Source organism: Pseudonocardia wallangbongensis, from assembly GCF_054486945.1.
On record NZ_JBRERS010000002.1, the window covers coordinates 431,774 to 446,761 of the forward strand.

Genomic DNA, 14,988 nt, shown 5'->3' on the forward strand with positions numbered 1-14,988 from the left:
GGCTCCGATCCCCCGGCGGACGGGCGCCACCGGGGCGCCCCGAACCCGAGAGGTGGGCCATGACGAAGGTGACCGCGCAGATGTCGGTGTCGCTGGACGGCTTCTACGCCGGCCCCGAGCACACCGGCGACGGGAGCTGGCTGGAGTCCGCGGAGGCCGCGGGCTTCTTCCGCGTCACCCGCTGGGCGACCGAGGCGATGGCGTGGCGGGAGCGCCTGGGCTTCGCGGGTGGCGAGCAGGACGTCGACTCGGAGATCATGGCCGAGACGTTCGCCGCCGCCGGCGCCTACGTGATGGGGCGGCGGATGTTCGACGGCGGCGAGGTGCCGTGGGGCGAGGAGCCGCCGTTCCGGGCCCCGGTGTTCGTGGTGACCCACCGCCCCCGGGTGACCCTGCACCGGCGCGGCGGCACCAGCTTCACCTACGTCACCGACGGGGTCGCCGCCGCGGTCGAGCAGGCGCGCGCCGCGGCGGGCGACCGCGACGTGGCGGTGGCCGGCGGCGGCCGCCTGGTGCGGCAGGTGATCCGCGCAGGCCTCCTCGACGAGCTGGAGCTGCACATCTCGCCCGTGGTGCTCGGGCGCGGCATGCGACTGCTCGACGCCGATCTCGACCTGGGGGACAAGGAGGGGATCGAGCTGGTCCAGGCCCGGGTCGTCGACACGCCGGGCATCATCCACGTCCGCTACCGCGTCGCCGGGCGGGCCCCGCTGCTGCTCGACGACCGGGGCCGCGGCGGCGGCCGCACGGAGACGGTGCCCGCATAGGTACCTCTTTGCCCGGCCTTTAGGATCCGCGGCGATGAACGAGCCGCGCGTGAACCCGCCGGCCGGGGCCTGGGGCGCGAGTCACCAGGCCCTGGCGCCGGGCGCCGGGCACGGGGCCGTCGTGGTGGTGTCGACCGTGCTCGCGGCGGCGCTGGTCGCGAGCAGCTCCGCGGTCGGCGGCACCGGCCTGGTCCCACTGCTCATGCTGCTGCTCGCGTGCGGCGCGCTCGTGGTGCCGGTGGCCCTGATGGTCATGACCTGGACGCACGCCGGGCCCCGGATGCGCGTGCTGTTCGCCGTGGCCGGCGTGGCCGCCGTGCTGGTGCTCGCATTCGCCGTGGCCGGCATCGTCACCGTCGCGCCGCCGCTCCTGTCGTCCTGAGCGCACCGGCGGCCGAAGCGAGCGGCGTCACGCACCAACAGCGGCGTCACACACCAACCGTGGTGCCGGCACAGCAACTGCAGTTGCTGTGTGAGCGCCGGAGTTGGTGTGTGAGTGGGCCGGCCCGCCTCGCGCCCTGCGGTCGACGCGACGCGTCTCCGCCTAGGCAACCTGTCGACCGGTGGCGTGAGCAATCAAGGCATGCGTGAGCGGACACGGTTACGTCGGCGAGGCCTCTCCCGGGCCGTCGCACACCAACCTTGGTGCCGACGCACCAACTGCAGTTGGTGTGCCAACGCCACAGTTCATGTGCGAGCGAGCAGCCTGCGCCGGGGGCCGGCCGCCCCTCGGCCCCTACTGCCCGACGAACTTCGCCTTGCCCGGCCCGTTCTCGATGAACGACTCCATGCCGGCCCTGCGGTCCTCGGTGGCGAAGAGCGCCGCGAACAGCTCGGCCTCGATGTCGAGCCCGGTGCGCAGGTCGACGTCCAGCCCGCCGTCGATCGCCTTCTTCGCCGCGGCGAGCGCCACGGCGGGCCCGTTCGCGAACTTCTCGGCCCACCGCCGCGCGGTGGCGTAGACCTCGTCGGCCGGGACGACCTCGTCGACCAGCCCGATCCCGAGCGCCTCCTGCGCGTCGACCATCCGCCCGGTGAAGATCAGGTCCTTGGCGCGCGACGGCCCGATCAGGCGCGACATCCGCTGCGTGCCACCGCCGCCGGGGATGATGCCGAGCAGGATCTCGGGCTGCCCGAGCTTGGCGTTGTCGCCGCAGACGCGCCGGTCGCAGCCCAGCGCCACCTCCATGCCGCCGCCGAGCGCGTAGCCGGTGATCGCCGCGACCGTGGGCTTGGGCACCTCGGACAGCGCACCGAAGCACGCCGACAGCCTGCGGGCGACGGAAGCCATGTCCGCGTAGGACAGCCCGGCCATCTCCTTGATGTCGGCACCGGCAGCGAACACCTTCTCGCCGCCGTACACGACCACCGCGCGCACGTCCGCACGCCGGGTGGCCTCCTCCGCGCAGGCCTTGAGCTCCTCCTGCACCTGCCGGTTGAAGGCGTTCATGGGCGGCCGGTCCAGCCGGATCGTCCCGATACCGCCCTCGACGTCGAGCCTCACGAATTCGGTCACGCCCGTGACAGTAAGGCCTCGACCAGTTCCACGGGCCGGCTGAGCGCGAGGAGGTGCCCGCCCGGCAGCTCCTCGACCTCGACGCCGGGCAGGCGCTCGGCCACCACCCGGCGCTGGAACTCCAGCGGGAAGAACCGGTCCTCCCGGCCCTGCAGGAACCGGGTGGGCACCTCCGGCCACGCCGCGAGCGGCCACGGCTTCTCGAAGGGGGTGCCGGACTGGTTCGCGCCGCCGGCCATCGCCACCGCCGTGACGTCCGGCGGGACGTCGTGGAAGAAGTCGACGAGCGGATCGAACGTGTCCCCGGCCCGGCCCTCCCGGACGGCGAACGCGGCACGCGCCTCGGCCTGGCCGGTCACCTCCCACCACGCTCCCCCGGACTCACCCGGCTTCGGGACCATCGCGTTGAGCAGCACGATCCGCTCGACCGGCACCCGATCGGCCACCAGCGGCACGGTGAAGCCGCCCAGCGACTGGCCGACGAGCACGAGGCCATCGCGCCGATCCCCGATCGCGCCGACCACCACGTCGGCGTACTCGGCCAATCCGGCGCCGTCGTCGGTGGCGGGGAGGTCGACCGCGATCACCTCGTGCCCCCTGGCCCGCAGCTCGGGCACCACGCGGTGCCAGTACCACGCCTGCCCGCCCGCGCCGGGGACCAGCACGAATGTCGTCATGCTCCCAATTTAGGAGTACGGGGCGACGCGGAGAAGGCGACCGGTTTCGTGACCCGCTTCCCGCGCCCCGCCCCGTGGGCGTCCAGCCGGGTGCACCCGACGGCGAATGGGCCGGCCCTGCCGTCAGGCCGGCGCCGGAGGGACGGCTTCCCGGGGCAGGTCGGCGGGCACCGGGTCCTCGGCGGCCGGGCGCACCAGCAGGATGCAGACGAGGCCGATCAGCGCCGAGAGCGCGATCATCACCGGGATGGGCCAGTAGGCGCCGCCCGCGGCGCCGACGAACGAGGCGGCGACGAGCGGGACGAACCCGGCGATCGCGCCGCCGAACTGGTAGCCGATGGAGGCGCCGCTGTAGCGGACGCGCGCGGGGAACATCTCCGAGTACAGCGCGGCCGTCGGCGAGTACACGGCGTTGTGGCCGACACAGATGGAGATGACCACCGCGAGCCAGGCCAGCACCGCGACCTGCGAGGTGATCATGAAGTTCAGCGGGATCGCGAACAGGGCGATGAAGAGGGTGCCGAAGATGATCACCGGGCGCCGGCCCAGCCGGTCCGACAGGATGCCCATGATGGGGATCGTGACGATCTGCACCGCGCCCGCGGCGGTGACCCCCACCAGGTAGAGGTTCCGCTCGAGGCCGTACTGGCTCGTCGTGTAGGCGATCGTGTAGACGGTCATGGCGTAGAACAGCACGCCGTGCGCCAGGTACAGCCCCGCGGCCAGCAGCACGTTCCGGAGGTCGTTGCGCATCAGTTCGACCACCGGCACCTTCGCGACGCCATCGGTCTGCTGGACCCGCGTGAACTCGGGGGACTCCGTGATGCGCAGCCGGATGAACAGGCCGACACCCACCAGCACGATGCTGATCAGGAACGGCACCCGCCAGCCCCACGCCAGGAAGTCCTCCTCGGGCAGCTGCTGCATCAGCAGGAACATGCCCGTGGCCAACAACCCGCCGACCGCGCTGCCCATCTGCGCGAAGCTGCCGAAGAAGCCCCGCCGCTTCTTGTCCGAGTGCTCCACGGCCATCAGCACCGCGCCGCCCCACTCGCCGCCGACCGCCATGCCCTGCACGAACCGGAGCACGACCATGAGGACGGGGGCCCAGATCCCGATGGTCGCGAAGGTGGGCAGCATGCCCATCACGAAGGTGGCCAGGCCCATCATCGTCAGCGTCACGATCAGGGTGGTCTTGCGCCCGACGCGGTCGCCCACGTGGCCGAACAGCAGCCCGCCGACCGGCCGGGCCACGAAGCCGACCGCGAACGAGGCGAAGGCCGCCAGCGTGCCGGCGAGCTCGGAGAAGGTGGGGAAGAACAGCTGCCCGAACACCAGCGCCGACGCGGTGCCGAAGATGAAGAAGTCGTACCACTCGATGGACGTCCCGACCATGCTGGCGAGGGCCACCCGCCGCGTGGACTCCGCCCGAACCGGACTGCTCTGCGTCTGCATCGTTGCGTTGCCGCCTTCCGGATGGTGTCGGCCCGCCACCCCCGCACGGCCGGCGCGACGTCTGTCGGTCGACCTGTCTGTCGGTCTGTCTGACAAACATAGGGTGTGCAGCGTCGGAGCGGAACAGCGAAATCTCCCCGGACTACCGCAGCCAGGCCGTGTAGCGGCCCCTCCGCTTCTGCACCGAGAGCGGCAGGCCGAACGTCGTGCTCAGGTTCTCGTCGGTCAGCACGTCGTCCAGGAGCCCGGCGGCCACCACCGCGCCCTCGCGCAGCAGCAGGGCGTGGCTGTAGCCCACCGGGATCTCCTCGACGTGGTGGGTGACCAGCACCGACGCCGGCGCGTCCGGGTCGGCGGCGAGCGCGGCGAGGCGCCCGACGAGGTCCTCGCGCCCGCCCAGGTCGAGGCCTGCGGCCGGCTCGTCGAAGAGGATCATCTCCGGGTCGGTCATGAGGGCACGGGCGATCAGGGTGCGCTTGCGCTCCCCCTCGGACAGCGTGCCGTACTCGCGGGCCGCGAACCCCCGCATGCCCAGCGCGGCGAGCAGGCGGTCGGCGCGATCGGTGTCGGCCGCGTCGTAGCGTTCCCGCCAGCGGCCGAGCACGCCCCACCCCGCGCTGACGACGACGTCGCGCACCGTCTCGTCGTTCGGCACCCGCAGCCCCAGCGCGGAGGACGTCAGGCCGATCCGGGTCCGCAGCTCGAACACGTTGACGCGCCCCAGCTGCTCGCCGAGCACGTGCACCGTGCCGGCCGACGGGTGCAGCTCGGCCGCGGCGATGCGCAGCAGGGTGGTCTTCCCGGCGCCGTTCGGGCCGAGGACCACCCAGCGTTCGTCGAGCTCAACGGTCCAGTCGACGTCGCGTAGCAGGGTGCTCCCCCCACGGCGGACGGTGACCCCGGACATCCGGACGACGGTGTCCGCGAGATCGCCAGCGGTGGCAGTTGGGAACTCAGAGCTTGATCCGGGCGCAGCCACGGGGCATATCCTCGCCGATCGTGCCGGTCTTCCCACTGGGTGCCCATGCCGACGAGGGTGGCGTGCGCTTCGCCGTGGCCTCGACCAGCGCGGATGCCGTAGAAGTTTGCCTCGTCGACGGTCTGGACGACGCCCCGTCCGAGAAGCGGGTGGCGCTCACGGAGCGCACGTTCGGGGTATGGCACGGCTACGTCGAAGGGGTGCGGCCGGGACAGCGCTACGGCTATCGCGTGCACGGTCCGTACCGGCCGTGGGACGGCGTCCGGGCCAACCCCGCCAAGATCCTCGTCGACCCCTACGCGCGGCGGATCACCGGCCACGTGGCCGACCTGCGGGCCGCCCGGGGCTGGGTGGACGATCCGATGACCGGCCCGCCCAGCCCGGTCGACTCGCTCGGGCGCGTACCGCTGTCGGTCATCACCCCACCGGACGAGGCGGCGCCCGGCCCGCGCCCCGACGTGCCGTGGTCGGAGACGGTGATCGCCGAGCTGCACGTGCGCGGCTACACCAAGATGCACCCGGACGTGCCACCGGAACACCGCGGCACGTACCTCGGGCTCGCCCACCCGGCCGTGATCGAGCACCTGTGCCGGCTCGGCGTCACGGCCGTGGAGCTGATGCCGGTGGCGGCGATCGCGGACGAGCCGCCGCTGCTGGAGCGCGGGCGCGCGAACTACTGGGGCTACGCCACCCTGGGCTTCCTCGCCCCGCACGCCGGCTACGCGAGCCGACCGGGCGCCGAGATCGAGGAGTTCCGCGCGATGGTGGCGGCGCTGCACGCCGCGGGCATCGAGGTGATCCTCGACCTCGTGCCGAACCACACCGCCGAGGGCGGGGTCGGGGGCACCACACTGTCCTACCGCGGCCTGGACGCCCCCGCGTACTACGCCCTGCGCAGCGACGGGCAGGACGCCGACATCACCGGCACCGGCAACACCCTGGACGCGGGCTCGCCCACCGTGATCCGGCTCGTCTGCGACGCGATGCGGCACTGGGTCACGGTGATGGGCGTCGACGGCTTCCGGATCGACCTGGCCAGCGTGCTCGGCCGGCCCCGCTCCGGCCCCTTCGATCCCCACGCGCCGTTGCTCACCGCGATCGCCGTCGACCCGGTCCTGACCACCGCGAAGCTCATCGCGGAGCCGTGGGACGCCACCGGCGAGGGCTACCAGGTGGGCGGGTTCGGCGTGGCCTGGTCGGAGTGGAACGGCCGCTACCGCGACGCCCTGCGCGACTTCTGGCGCGGTCACGGCAGCATCGGCGAGGTCGCGTCCCGGCTCACCGGGAGCTCCGACCTGTACCGGATCTCGGGCAGGCGACCGTGGGCGTCGATCAACTTCGTCACGGCGCACGACGGGTTCACCCTGCGCGACCTGGTCTCCTACGGGAACAAGCACAACGAGCGCAACGGCGAGGACAACCACGACGGCACCGACGACAACCGCTCGCAGAACTTCGGCGAGGAGGGCGAGACCACCTCTCCGGTGCGCGCGGCCCGCAGGCTCGCCGCGGCACGCGCGATGCTGGCCACGCTGCTGCTGTCCACCGGCACGCCCATGCTGCTGGGCGGCGACGAGCTGTGGCGCACGCAGGGCGGCAACAACAACGCCTACTGCCTGGACGACGAGACGTCCTGGGTGGACTGGTCGGGGCGCGACGGCGCGCTCGCCGCCTTCACCGCCCGGGTCGCGGCGATCAGGCGCAGTTCCCCCGCCCTGCACCGCGACCGGTTCTACCGCGACGGCGAGGTGCTCTGGTGGCACCCGTCCGGGCGCAGGCTCGGCGGCGCCGACTGGCACGACGTACACCTGCGGACCCTCGGGCTGCTGCGCCGCGAGTGGCTGCTGCTCCTGCACGCGGGCACGGAGGCGGTGGCCGCCACGCTCCCCCCGGGCGGCCCCTACGCGCCCGAGCTCGACAGCACCTGCGACGACGGCGTCCCGGCCACCTCGCGCCCCCTCCTCGGTGGCGCCACGATCACCCTGCCCCCGCGCTCGCTGCTGCTGCTCCGCGTCCCCTGACCCGGCGACTTCACAGACCTGAGGCGGGCTTCACACACGGCCGGCCTTGTGTGCGGCCCGGCCACGATGTGTGAAGTGGCCCGGGCCGGTGCGGGCAAGGCGGCGTCAGCCGCCGCAGCAACCGCCCCCGCAGCACCCGCCGCCTGCGGGCCCGGGAGCGGAACCGCGCCCGCCCACGGCGACCGTGCTGAGCAGCTTCACCGTGTCGTCGTGCCCGTCCGGGCAGCGCGCCGGCTCGGCGGCATCGGCCATCGGACGGCTGACCTCGAAGGTCGAGCCGCACTCGCGGCAGCGGAAGTCGTAGCGGGGCACGGGCAGAGCTTACGTCCCACGCCGGCGTGGCGAGCAAGTGAACGTTGCGTTTCCTAGACGTGGCCAGTAACCTCCACAGAGAACGGAGCGTTCTCTAAGGGGGTCGGGATGGCGCGCCGCGTGCTGCCGGGTCTCATGCTCGTGATGCTGCTCGGCGCCCTCGACCAGACGGTGATGGCGCCGGCCCTGCCCGCCGTGGCCGCGAACCTCGGCCGGTTCGACCTCATGCCCGCCGTGATCACGGCGTACCTGGCGGCCGCCACCGTCTCGATGCCGCTGCACGGCAAGCTCGGGGACCGGTTCGGACGCAAGCCCGTGCTGCTGGCGGCGATCGTGGTCTTCGTGCTCGGCGCCTTCCTCTGCGCCACGGCGACGTCGATGCCCGAGCTGGTCGCCTGGCGGATCATCCAGGGCGCGGGAGGCGGCGGGCTCATGATCGGCGCCCAGGCCGTGCTCGGCGAGGTGGTGAGCCCGCGGGAGCGCGGGCGCTACCTCGGCCTGCTCGGCGGCGTGTACGTCGTCGCGGCGGTGGGCGGGCCGCTCCTGGGCGGGCTCGCCGTCGACCACCTCACGTGGCGCTGGATCTTCGCGCTCTACCCGCCGCTCGGCCTGGTGGCGCTGATCGTCGTCGCCCGCACGTTGCGCCTGCCCACGCCGCGCGAGCGCCCGCCGTTCGACGTGCTCGGCACCGTGACGCTCTCCCTCACCGTGACGGGGGTGGTCCTGCTCAGCAGCGGCCCGGGCCGCCTCACCCCGCTCGTCGCCGCGGCCACCGTGCTGGCGGCGGCGGGCTGGCTGGCCACCGCCAGCCGGGCCGCCGACCCCGTGCTGCCGCTGCGCCTGTTCCGCACGCGCTCGATCGCGATCCCCACGGCCGTGAGCGTGCTCATCGGCTTCGCCCTGTTCGGCACCGTCAGCTACCTGCCGGCGTACCTCCAGGTGGCCGGTGGCGCCTCGGCCACGCAGGCCGGCCTCGTGGTCACCGCGCTGATGGCGGGAGTGCTGGTCACCACCACGGCATCCGGCCGGATCATCACCCGCACCGGCCGCTACAAGGCGTTCCCCATCGCCGGGACGGCCACCGCCGCGCTCGGCCTCGCGCTGCTGGGCACCATCGGGCGCACGACGCCGCTCCCGTTGCTGCTCGCCGCCCTGCTGCTGGTCGGACTGGGCGTCGGGATGGTCATGCAGGTGATGGTGCTGGTCGCGCAGAACGGGGCCGAGCACCGCGACCTCGGGGCCGCCACCTCCGCGGTGACGTTCCTGCGCCAGATCGGCGCGAGCACCGGGGTCGCCTCGATCGGCGCCGTGATCACGTCGCGGTTCGCGGCCGCGCTGCCCCCGGGCACCGACGCGCAGATCGCCACCACCCTCGACCCGGAACGGCTCGCGCACCTCCCCGCCACCGTGCGCGACGCCTTCGGCGCCGCGGTCCCCCCGGTGTTCGGGTTCGTCGCCCCGCTGCTCGGGCTGGCCTTCGTGCTGGCCGTCGCACTGCCCGCCCGGCCGCTGCGCAACACCGCGCACGTCGGCAACACCTCGGAAAGGAGCGCTCGATGACCCACGCGCCCACCCGTCCCGCCACGGGCTTCGTGCTCCCGCTGTCCGCCGTCGGCCGCGACGACCTCGCGGCGGCCGGCGGCAAGGGCGCCAACCTCGGCGAGCTGGTCCGCGCCGGGTTCCCGGTCCCGGACGGCGCCGTGATCACCACCGATGCCTATGCGGCCGTCGTCGAGCACGCGGGCCTCGGCCCGGCCCTCGCCACGGCCGAGCGGGACGAGGGCGCCGGCCTGCGGGCGGCCTTCGCGGCCGCCGACGTCCCCGACGAGCTGCGTGGCGCGATCCTCGACGCCTACGCGCTGCTCAGGAACGGACCGGTGGCCGTCCGGTCGAGCGCCACCGCGGAGGACCTGCCCGGCGCCGCCTTCGCGGGCCAGCAGGACACCTACCTCAACATCGTCGGCCCCGACGCGTTGATCGACGCGGTCCGCCGCTGCTGGGGGTCGCTGTGGACGGAGCGCGCCATCGCCTACCGGGCGCGCCGCGACGTCGATCCCGCCACCGTGCGGATCGCCGTGGTGGTGCAACGGATGGTGCCGGCCGCGTTCGCGGGCGTGCTGTTCACGGCCAACCCGGTGACCGGTCACCGCGGGGAGGTCGTCGTCGACGCGAGCAGCGGGCTGGGTGAGGCCGTGGTGTCCGGGCTGGTCACGCCCGACCACTACGTGCTCGACACGGACGGGCGCGTGCGCGAGCGGCGGCCCGGGCTGCGCGAGGTCGTGGTGCGCGGGGTCGAGGGCGGCGGGGTCGAGCACCACACCGACCGGCACGGAGCCGACGAGGCGCGCGAGGAGCTCCCGGACGCGGTGCTCGCCGAGCTGGCCGTGCTCGCCCGATTGGTGGCCGGGCACTTCGGCCGGCCGCAGGACATCGAGTGGGCGTGGGCCGACGGACGGGTCTGGCTGGTGCAGGCCCGCCCGATGACGGCCCTCCCGCCGCCACCGGTCCGCCTGTCCCGGATCCAGCGCCTCACCGGCCCGCAGATCGCCGAGTACCTGCCGATCCGGCCCTACCCCATGGACACGAGCGGCTGGATCGAGCGGGGCATCGGGCGGATGGTCCACCGGATGCTCGGGGAGATCCCCGGGCTGCACCTCGACTTCGCCGACGTGCTCCCGGAGATCGACGGCGTCGTGGACTCCTACGTTCCGCCGCAGCCTCGGCCCACCCGCAAGCTGCTCAGCGCACCGGCCCGCAACCTGCCTCGGATCCGGCGCCACCGCCCGGCCGACTGGACGCGCGACCCGCGGTACATCCGCTTCGAGCGGGAGACGCTCGAGCTCGCCGCCGTCGACGTGCGCACGCTCGGCTGGGACGCGCTGCGCCGGCTGCCCCAGCGCGCGTTCGACGTCGTGGACGTCGTCACCGACCTGCGGGTCGACTACCTGCCCCGGGTCGCGGTCGACCTGGTGCGGTTGCGCCTGCTCCAGGCGCTGCTGCGCCGCCGCGACCTCTCCGGGCTGACGCTCGGCACGCGCACCCGCACCGAGGACGCCAACCGGGAGCTGCTGCGGCTCGCCGAGCGCGTGCGCGCCGACGGGGCGCTGCGCGCCGTCTTCGGGCTCGAACCGGAGGCCCTCGCGGAGCGGATCGCGCAGGATCCGGCGTTCGCCGACTTCCGCGCGGCGTTCGCGGCCTTCCTCGACGAGTACGGCCACCGGGAGACGACGAGCCCGCTGCTGATGTCCACGCCGACGTGGAGCGACGCGCCCGCCACCGTGCTGGGCATGGTGAAGGTCCTGGTGGAGGACGCCCCGCCGGCACCGGCCGCCGACCGGGCGGAGAAGGCCGAACGGCAACTGCTGGCGCACCCGCTGGTGCGGCTGACCCGCTCCGAGCGGCGCGTCCGCCGGCTGCTCGCCGAGGCCCGCAGCGGGATCGCCTTCCGCGAGGACAGCCACTTCCACGGCACCCGCGTACTCCCGGCCCTGCGCCACGCCGTGCTGGAGATGGGCCGCCGGTTGGCCGCGGCGGGCGTGCTGCGCGATGGGGACGACGTGCTGCACCTGCGCCTCGGCGAGCTGGAGGAGCTCGGCGACCCGGCCACGCTCCCCCCGGCCGACGTGGAACGGGTGCGAGCCGCGGTGCGCAGCCGGGCGGCGCGCCGGGCGGAGCTGGCGGGCGTGCCGCTCATCGCGCCCTCGGTCCTCTTCCCCGACCGCGCGGCCGCGGGAGACGCACTGGTCACGGGCACGCCGGCAAGCGGTGGGCGGGCCAGCGGGCCGGTTCGGGTGATCCGCGAGGTGGCGGACTTCGGGCAGCTGCGCAGCGGTGACGTGCTCGTCTGCCCGTACACGAACCCGTCGTGGACACCGCTCTTCCAGCGGGCCGCCGCCGTCGTCGTCGACACCGGCGGCAGCGGGTCGCACGCCGCGATCGTCGCGCGGGAGTACGGGATCCCGGCCGTGATGGGCTCGGCCATCGGCACGAGCGTCCTCGTCGACGGTCGGGTCGTGACGGTCGACGGCGACAGCGGCCGGGTCACGGGAGACTGAGGGCGTGAGTTCCCCGGCACGGAGCGCAACCGAAGCGGACGTCGACCACCGGAAGCGGCCGCGCAGGCGCGGCGCCGCGCTCGAGAGCGCGATCCTCGATGCGGCGCTCGCCGAGCTCTCCGAGGTGGGCTACTCGCAGCTCTCGGTGGAGCGGGTGGCCGAGCGGGCGGGTGCGAGCAAGGCGTCGCTGTACCGGCGGTGGCCGAGCAAGGTCGAGCTGGTGATGGACGCGGTGTACCACGTCTTCCCCGACGCGGCCTCGCCACCGGACACGGGCGGCCTGCGCGGCGACCTCCTCGCGGTGATGCGAGCGGTCGCCGACCGGCTGGCGGGCCCGGCCGGCCAGGCGCTGGGCGGGGTCATGAGCGACGCTCTCGGTCACCCGGACAAGGCCCGGCAGGTGCGTTCCTACGCGCGCGGCAACAGCCAGGCGGCGATGCGCGAGATCGTGCGCCGCGCGGTCGAGCGGGGTGAGGTGCACCCGGCCGCCGTGACGGAACGCCGGCTCGAGTCCGGGCACGCCCTGCTGCGGTACCACTTCCTCACCCGCGGCGTCCCGATCCCGGACGACGTGATCACCGAGATCGTGGACGAGGTGACGATCCCGCTGCTTCAGCTGCCGAGGGCGTGACCGGGCGTCAGCCGGGCAGGACGATCTTGGCGAGCTCCGCCGACGAGGCCAGCAGCGGGTGGGACGGGAGCACGCGCACGGTGTAGCCGGCGAGCCCGGCGTGCGGCAGCTTGACCATCGACTCGAACCGCTCGCCCATCCCGTCCGCCACGCCGACGTGCTCCATCGCCACGGTGACCGCCTCGCCGAGGTCGTCGGTCTCGCCGACGCGCCCGATCACGGCCTCCACCGCGACGTCGCGCGGGGCGAGCCCGGCCAGCTGCACCGACGCGCGCACGGTCATCGGCGCGCCCACCTCGGGGGTGTCCGGCAGCCCCGACGCGTCGACGCCGGTGATCTGCACCCGCTGCCAGGAGGCGTTGAGACGCGACCGGTACGCGGCCAGCTCCCGCGCCGGGCCGAAGTCGTCGCCGGAGATCCGGGCGGCCGCCCGCGCGGCGGGCGCGTACCAGTCCTCGACGTACTCGCGCACCATCCGGGTGGCCTGCACCTGCGGGCGCAGGGTGGTGAGCGTGTGGCGCACCAGCTCCACCCACCGCGCCGGCACCCCGTCCACGCGCTCGTAGAACGCGGGCGCCACCTGCGTGGCGAGCAGCTCGTAGAGGGCGTTGGCCTCCAGGTCGTCGCGCCGGATCGGGTCGTCGATGCCGTCGGCGGTGGGGATCGCCCAGCCGTTGGCGCCGTCGTAGAACTCGTCCCACCAGCCGTCGCGGATCGACAGGTTGAGCCCGCCGTTCAGCGCCGACTTCATGCCGGACGTGCCGCAGGCCTCCAGCGGCCGCAACGGGTTGTTCAGCCACACGTCGCAGCCCCAGTACAGGTACCGCGCCATCGACATGTCGTAGTCGGGCAGGAAGACGATGCGGTGGCGCACCGCGGGGTCGTCGGCGAACCGGACGATCTCCTGGATCAGCGCCTTGCCGCCGTCGTCGGCGGGGTGGCTCTTCCCGGCGACGACGAGCTGCACCGGCCGGTGCGGGTCGAGCAGCAGGTCACGCAGCCGGTCCTTGTCGCGCAGCATCAGCGTGAGCCGCTTGTAGGTGGGCACGCGGCGGGCGAACCCGACGGTGAGCACCTCCGGGTCGAAGACGTGGTCGGTCCAGGACAGCTCCGGCGTGGACGCCCCGCGCTGCAGCCACGCCTCCCGCACCCGGCGGCGCACCTCGGACACCAGCCTTGCGCGCAGCGCCCCGCGCAGCTCCCAGAGCATCTCGTCCGAGACCGGCTCGCGCGGCGTGCTGTTCCCGGACGAGCCGGCGTCCCCGAGGAGCGCCGTGACCTCCCGCGCCTCCCAGGTGGCGCCGTGCACGCCGTTGGTGACCGAGCCGATCGGCACCTCGTCGCGGTCGAAGCCGTCCCACAGCGGGCCGAACATGCCGCGCGAGACCGCGCCGTGCAGCCGGGAGACGCCGTTGGCGCGCTGGGCCAGCCGCAGGCCCATGTGCGCCATGTTGAACATGTTGGGGTTCTCCTCGGCGCCCAGCGCGAGCACGCGGTCCATCGGAACGCCGGGCAGCATCTCGTCGGAGAAGTAGTGCCGCACGAGGTCGAGCGGGAACCGGTCGATGCCGGCCGGTACCGGGGTGTGCGTGGTGAAGACGGTGCCCGCCCGGACCGCGGCCACGGCCTCGTCGAACGAGAGCCCGTCGCGCTCGTGCAGCTCGCGGATGCGCTCCAGCCCGAGGTAGCCGGCGTGCCCCTCGTTGGTGTGGAACACCTCCGGCGCCGGGAGCCCGGTGCTGGCGCAGAACGCACGCACGGCGCGCACTCCGCCGATTCCGACGAGGATCTCCTGCTTGATCCGGTGGTCCTGGTCGCCTCCGTAGAGGCGGTCGGTGACGCCACGCAGGTCGGGCTCGTTCTCCTCGATGTCGGAGTCGAGCAGCAGCAACGGCACGCGTCCGACGGTGGCCTGCCAGACGCGCGCCTTCAGCGCGCGGCCGCGCGGCATCGCCACCTGGACGAGCATGGGCTCGCCCTCGGCGTCGAGGAGGAGCTGCAGCGGGAGGCCCTGCGGGTCGAGCACGGGGTAGTGCTCGAGCTGCCAGCCGTCGAGCGAGAGCGACTGGCGGAAGTATCCGGAGCGGTAGAGCAGCCCGACGCCGATCAGCGGTACGCCGAGGTCGGAGGCGGCTTTCAGGTGGTCGCCCGCGAGCACCCCGAGGCCGCCGGAGTAGTTCGGCAGCACCTCGCTCACGCCGAACTCCATGGAGAAGTAGCCCACTGCCGCGGGCAGCGTGGGGTCGTCCTCGCGCTCCAGCTGGTACCAGCGCGGCTCCTGCAGGTAGCTCCCGAGGTCGTCGGCCAGCTCCCGCACCGTCACGACGGTGTCGGCGTCCTTGGCCAGCTCGGCGAGCCTCGCCGACGGGATCTCCCCGAGCAACCGGACCGGGTCGTGCCCCGCGCGCTCCCACGCGTCGGGGTCGAGCGTGGCGAAGAGGTCCTGGGTGGGGGTGTGCCAGGTCCAGCGCAGGTTGGTGGCCAGGGTCTGCAGCGGGGCCAGCGCCGAAGGCAGCTGGGCGCGGACGGTGAACCTGCGAAGAGCCTTCACCCTCCAGACCATAGAGGAATGGAT

General features: G+C 73.7%; 12 protein-coding genes. 6 read left to right on the forward strand and 6 right to left on the reverse strand.

The features are described 5' to 3' along the window. Nucleotides 1-59: 59 nt before the first annotated feature. Together ACU436_RS08300 and ACU436_RS08305 are read left to right on the forward strand one after the other, a co-directional pair. The gene (locus ACU436_RS08300; protein ID WP_459023293.1) at nt 60-767 is read left to right on the forward strand and encodes a dihydrofolate reductase family protein; all 708 of its coding nucleotides are present in this window, start codon (nt 60-62) and stop codon (nt 765-767) included. 34 nt (nt 768-801) lie between these two features. After that, complete coding sequence (locus ACU436_RS08305; protein WP_459023295.1) at nt 802-1,149, forward strand: hypothetical protein; 348 nt, start codon at nt 802-804, stop codon at nt 1,147-1,149. A 354-nt stretch (nt 1,150-1,503) separates the two neighbouring features. Here ACU436_RS08305 and ACU436_RS08310 read toward each other — a convergent pair whose 3' ends face one another. The 4 genes from ACU436_RS08310 to ACU436_RS08325 all read right to left on the reverse strand — a co-directional run bounded on the left by ACU436_RS08310 (nt 1,504) and on the right by ACU436_RS08325 (nt 5,322). Then, on the reverse strand, nt 1,504-2,283 hold the full coding sequence (locus ACU436_RS08310; protein ID WP_459023297.1) for an enoyl-CoA hydratase/isomerase family protein: 780 nt from the start codon (nt 2,281-2,283) through the stop codon (nt 1,504-1,506). Continuing rightward, the gene (locus ACU436_RS08315; protein ID WP_459023298.1) at nt 2,280-2,960 is read right to left on the reverse strand and encodes an alpha/beta fold hydrolase; all 681 of its coding nucleotides are present in this window, start codon (nt 2,958-2,960) and stop codon (nt 2,280-2,282) included. The genes ACU436_RS08310 and ACU436_RS08315 overlap by 4 nt, the downstream gene beginning before the upstream one ends. Before the next feature lie 123 nt (nt 2,961-3,083). After that, nucleotides 3,084-4,415 carry an MFS transporter gene (locus ACU436_RS08320; protein WP_459023300.1) on the reverse strand — a complete coding sequence of 444 codons (1,332 nt, stop codon included), beginning with the start codon at nt 4,413-4,415 and terminating at the stop codon, nt 3,084-3,086. A gap of 142 nt (nt 4,416-4,557) precedes the next feature. Further along, entirely contained in the window at nt 4,558-5,322 is a 765-nt protein-coding gene (locus tag ACU436_RS08325; protein ID WP_459023302.1) for an ABC transporter ATP-binding protein, read from the reverse strand. Between the two features lie 92 nt (nt 5,323-5,414). Here ACU436_RS08325 and glgX point away from each other — a divergent pair, with 92 nt between their 5' ends. Continuing rightward, entirely contained in the window at nt 5,415-7,415 is a 2,001-nt protein-coding gene (gene glgX / locus ACU436_RS08330) for a glycogen debranching protein GlgX (RefSeq protein WP_459023304.1), read from the forward strand. 105 nt (nt 7,416-7,520) lie between these two features. Here the strand turns inward: glgX and ACU436_RS08335 are convergent, their stop codons facing one another. Next, nucleotides 7,521-7,727, reverse strand: a complete 207-nt coding sequence (locus tag ACU436_RS08335; protein ID WP_459023306.1) for an FmdB family zinc ribbon protein — start codon at nt 7,725-7,727, stop codon at nt 7,521-7,523. A gap of 108 nt (nt 7,728-7,835) precedes the next feature. Between ACU436_RS08335 and ACU436_RS08340 the strand changes: the two genes are divergently transcribed. Genes ACU436_RS08340 through ACU436_RS08350 form a run of 3 tightly spaced genes read left to right on the forward strand, consistent with a single transcriptional unit; the run spans nt 7,836 to nt 12,413 of the window. Beyond that, nucleotides 7,836-9,287, forward strand: a complete 1,452-nt coding sequence (locus ACU436_RS08340; protein ID WP_459023307.1) for an MFS transporter — start codon at nt 7,836-7,838, stop codon at nt 9,285-9,287. Continuing rightward, nucleotides 9,284-11,782 carry a PEP/pyruvate-binding domain-containing protein gene (locus ACU436_RS08345; RefSeq protein ID WP_459023309.1) on the forward strand — a complete coding sequence of 833 codons (2,499 nt, stop codon included), beginning with the start codon at nt 9,284-9,286 and terminating at the stop codon, nt 11,780-11,782. Before ACU436_RS08340 ends, ACU436_RS08345 begins: the two co-directional genes overlap by 4 nt. A gap of 4 nt (nt 11,783-11,786) precedes the next feature. Continuing rightward, nucleotides 11,787-12,413: a TetR/AcrR family transcriptional regulator gene (locus tag ACU436_RS08350; protein ID WP_459023310.1), complete on the forward strand. Its 627-nt coding sequence runs from the start codon at nt 11,787-11,789 to the stop codon at nt 12,411-12,413. A gap of 7 nt (nt 12,414-12,420) precedes the next feature. Here ACU436_RS08350 and glgP read toward each other — a convergent pair whose 3' ends face one another. Beyond that, nucleotides 12,421-14,964 (reverse strand): alpha-glucan family phosphorylase, encoded by a 2,544-nt coding sequence (gene glgP / locus ACU436_RS08355; RefSeq protein WP_459023312.1) that lies wholly within the window; start codon nt 14,962-14,964, stop codon nt 12,421-12,423. Between the last annotated feature and the right edge of the window lie 24 nt (nt 14,965-14,988).

Coding starts and splice junctions, on each gene's coding strand:
- ACU436_RS08315 (WP_459023298.1), bottom strand. CDS start 2,960: ATGACGACATTCGTGCTGGTCCCCGGCGCGGGCGGGCAGGCGTGGTAC.
- ACU436_RS08325 (WP_459023302.1), bottom strand. CDS start 5,322: ATGTCCGGGGTCACCGTCCGCCGTGGGGGGAGCACCCTGCTACGCGAC.
- ACU436_RS08300 (WP_459023293.1), top strand. CDS start 60: ATGACGAAGGTGACCGCGCAGATGTCGGTGTCGCTGGACGGCTTCTAC.
- ACU436_RS08340 (WP_459023307.1), top strand. CDS start 7,836: ATGGCGCGCCGCGTGCTGCCGGGTCTCATGCTCGTGATGCTGCTCGGC.
- ACU436_RS08320 (WP_459023300.1), bottom strand. CDS start 4,415: ATGCAGACGCAGAGCAGTCCGGTTCGGGCGGAGTCCACGCGGCGGGTG.
- ACU436_RS08305 (WP_459023295.1), top strand. CDS start 802: ATGAACGAGCCGCGCGTGAACCCGCCGGCCGGGGCCTGGGGCGCGAGT.
- ACU436_RS08345 (WP_459023309.1), top strand. CDS start 9,284: ATGACCCACGCGCCCACCCGTCCCGCCACGGGCTTCGTGCTCCCGCTG.